General features: G+C 46.5%; 2 protein-coding genes. Both read left to right on the top strand.

What is annotated here, in order from left to right; translation table 11 throughout:
- Positions 1-122: 122 nt before the first annotated feature.
- Positions 123-3,071: a phosphoribosylformylglycinamidine synthase subunit PurL gene (locus VN429_RS05170; protein ID WP_325630525.1), complete on the top strand. Its 2,949-nt coding sequence runs from the start codon at positions 123-125 to the stop codon at positions 3,069-3,071.
- A 1-nt stretch (position 3,072) separates the two neighbouring features.
- Positions 3,073-3,877: phosphoribosylformylglycinamidine synthase subunit PurQ (locus VN429_RS05175; protein ID WP_325630527.1), on the top strand; the 805-nt coding region annotated here is incomplete at its 3' end.

Raw genomic sequence — 3,877 nt, forward strand, 5'->3', positions numbered from 1 at the left:
CGCCCAAACCGAAGCAAAGTAACATATGGTAACCTGATTATTATCTATCCATTTTATTTCCATCAGGAACTCCTCTGGCTTGATACATATTTTGCCCCTAAACGATCAAACAATAGGTACACATGGCATATATCCATCGGATTGAGATCCGTTATAAGGTCGATCCCCGCCTTAAGGTCAGAACAGACCGGATTCGTTCGCTTGGAATCCCAATCGAAGAACTCCATCTTGTTGATATTTATACCATCTCCACAGTCTCTAAAGATTTCACTCAGGACGAACTCAGGGAGATTGGCCTGCAACTGAGCAACCCAGTGGTACAGAAGTTTACAGTGGATGAGGCCACTCAGGCATATTTTGATACAGCCATTGAAGTTGGGTTCCTCCCAGGTGTCACAGATAATGTAGGAACAACTGCACGACAGACCATAGAAGATTTTACTAATCGAAAATTTGAGCCTGGAGAAGCAGTCTACACATCGCATCTTTACTTTGTCTGTGGAAAACTCACCCCTGATGTGTTAAATACGCTGACATCAACCCTTGCAAACCCGCTAGTCAACCGGGTTCATATAAAAACACGTCAGGAGTACGGAACCAGTGGTATGGATCCTGTGGTGCCGTTTGTTGAACTACACGAACTTCCAACTGCTGAACCTGTTAATCTCAATCTTGAGGATCAGGACCTCATACGGATTGGGAAAGAAGGAATATTAGATCCTGTAACTGGCCAAAGAAGGGGTCCACTCGCCCTTGACCTTGCACAGTTGCATGCCATCAGAGACTATTTTAAGACAATTGGAAGAATCCCAACAGACGTTGAAGTTGAATCACTTGCCCAGACATGGAGCGAACATTGTAAACACACAATCTTTGCTTCAGCAATGGACGAAGATGTTCCAAAAGGTCTATATAAAACATTCATCCAGGCAGCGACCAATAAAATCCGGGCAGAAAAAGGGGATAAAGACATCTGCCTGAGCGTATTTTCAGATAACTCAGGGGGTATCATCTTTGACGATGAGTATCTCGTCACTCATAAGGTTGAGACACACAACTCACCATCGGCTCTTGATCCGTTCGGCGGCGCTCTCACCGGTATCGTTGGTGTAAACCGTGATACTATCGGTTTTGGACTTGGAGCAAAACCCTGCATCAATATCTATGGATTTTGTGTCGGTGATCCTGATACTAACCCGGTTCTATTCCGTGGAAAAGATCAGTCAAATCCGATTCTCCCACCACGACGTATCCTTGACGGAGTTGTATCAGGAGTCGGAGTTGGAGGTAACTGCTCAGGAATTCCAACACCACAGGGATTTGTCTGGTTTGATGACCGGTACTGTGGAAAACCCCTGGTTTTTGCAGGAACCGTGGGGGTCATGCCCCGTAAAAATGCAGTCCGGAATCTATATGAGAAACAAGCCAGGCCAGGCGATCTCATCGTTGTTATTGGTGGCAGAGTTGGAAAAGATGGAATCCATGGTGCCACCTTCTCATCTGAAGCATTAGATCCGGCAAGTCCGGTGACTGCGGTCCAGATAGGAGATCCAATCACCCAGAAGAAGGTATCAGATGTTATCGTAAAAGAAGCCCGCGATAGAGGTCTGTATACCAGCATTACCGACAATGGAGCAGGGGGCATTTCATGTTCCGTAGCAGAGATGGCAAAGGAGTGCAACGGTTGTCACGTTTTGCTTGATAAAGTTCCGCTTAAATATCCGGGAATGGCACCGTGGGAGATCTGGATCTCTGAATCACAGGAGCGGATGACCCTTGCAGTACCTCCGGAAAAAATAAATGAACTCATGGAGTTGCTCGGACGCAGAGAGGTTGAAGGGACAGTAATCGGAGCTTTTACTGATACCGGACGCTGTGTGGTTGAGTTCAACGGATCCACGGTAATGGATATCGAACTCTCTTTCCTTCATGACGGGCTCCCTGCAAAGCATCTCAAGACATCACCGTCATCTCCTGGGAGAAGCGATCCTACACCCGGATGTCCTGAGGAACTCGGCGAGACACTGAAAACGATGCTTCAGCGAAAGAACATCTGTTCAAAGGAGTTCATCTCGATTCAGTATGATCATACTGTACAAGGAGGACATGTTCTCGGACCAGTCCAGGGGGTAGGCAGAGTCCAGGGAATGGCAACTCTGACAAAAGTTGTTGCTTCTTCAAAGAAAGGAGTTGGACTTTCCCAGAGTCTCTTCCCTTCATATTCAGAGATCGATTCCTATCGTATGGCAATCGCCTGCATTGATACAGCCATTCGCGGTCTTATTGCCATTGGCATCCCCCTTGATTCAATCGCCATCCTTGACAACTTCTGCTGGTGCTCGTCAGACGAGCCGGAGCGCCTTGATCAGCTGAAAGCAGCAGCACGGGGATGTTATGATGGGGCAACCGGGTTTATGACCCCGTTCATTTCCGGAAAGGACAGTATGTTCAATGATTTCTCCGGCTTTGACGCAGATAACAACCGGGTCAGAGTTTCAGTCCCTCCAACCCTGCTGATTTCTTCCATCGGAGTTCATCCGGATGTGACCAAGGCAGTCTCACTGGATGCCAAGATTGAAGGTGATCTGGTCTATCTTATCGGAGAAACAAACGAAGAAATCGGCGGATCAGAGTACTTTGCCCACCTATGTGGTGTGAATGGTGCTACCGGAATGGTTCCTCATATTGATATCCCAGGAGTGAAAGCACGGTATGAAAAACTGACTTATGCCATTCTGCATGATCTGGTGGCTTCGGCCTTCCCGGTCACACATGGAGGTCTGGCAGTTGCCCTTGCAAAAGTGGCAATCGGGGGGTGGCTTGGAATGGATGTTACCATCCCTGGTGAAGGAAGATCTGATCTCCTACTCTTTTCAGAGACGCTTGGAAGGTTTGTAGTCACAATAGCACCAGACAATAAACGTTCATTTGAACGGACGATGGGTTCTGACGCCATCCTTATCGGGCGTGTGAGCGGTAAAAACCTGCAGATTTCAGGAAAAAAGCAGCTCATATCTGTACCGGTAAGCGAACTTGAGGCTGCGTATAAAAAACCATTCGGAGGGTACTAATATGACTTCTTCTGTCTATGTAGAGGAATATCCTGACATGATCCCTGATAAAGCCCTCATCATGAGCGGATACGGAATCAATTCGGAGATGGAGACACAAGAAGTTTTAGCCCGTGCAGGAATGGGTTCTGATATTGTTCACATCAATGATCTGATTGATAAAAAACAGAGACTGTCTGATTATCGGCTGCTTGTATTTCCGGGAGGTTTCTCGTACGGTGATGATACCGGTGCAGGAAATGCATTTGCAAACAGGGTCAGAAATAATCTCTGGAATGATCTCACTGAATTTCTCGATGGCAACAATCTTGTCCTCGGGATCTGTAACGGGTTTCAAATCCTTGCAAACCTTGGACTCGTACCTGCGTTTAACAAGCAGTTCAAGCGTGATATTGCACTGATGCCAAACCATAAAGGTGTGCTGGAATGCCGGTATGTCACATTGAAACCTGCTGCCGACAATATCTGGACAAAAGGTATTGAGAGAATTGTCTGTCCGGTATCTCATGGAGAAGGCAATTTTTCTTGCTCTAAAGAGACTCTTGCTAAACTTCAGAGCAAAAAGATGATCGCCTTTACTTATTGTAAAGAGGATATGAGATCTGCAAACGGGGAATACCCGTTCAATCCTAACGGTTCAACTGCAGATATTGCAGGGATAACTTCTGAAAACGGGAAAGTTCTTGCAATGATGCCCCACCCTGAACGTGCGATGGAGTTTGTCAACCAATATGACTGGACACTGCAGAAAGAGAAGATGAAACGACAGGGAGTGAATATTCCTACAGAGTCAATCAATATGATAC

Origin of the sequence: Methanospirillum sp., assembly GCF_035560735.1 — an archaeon.
Taxonomy (GTDB): Archaea; Halobacteriota; Methanomicrobia; order Methanomicrobiales; family Methanospirillaceae; genus Methanospirillum.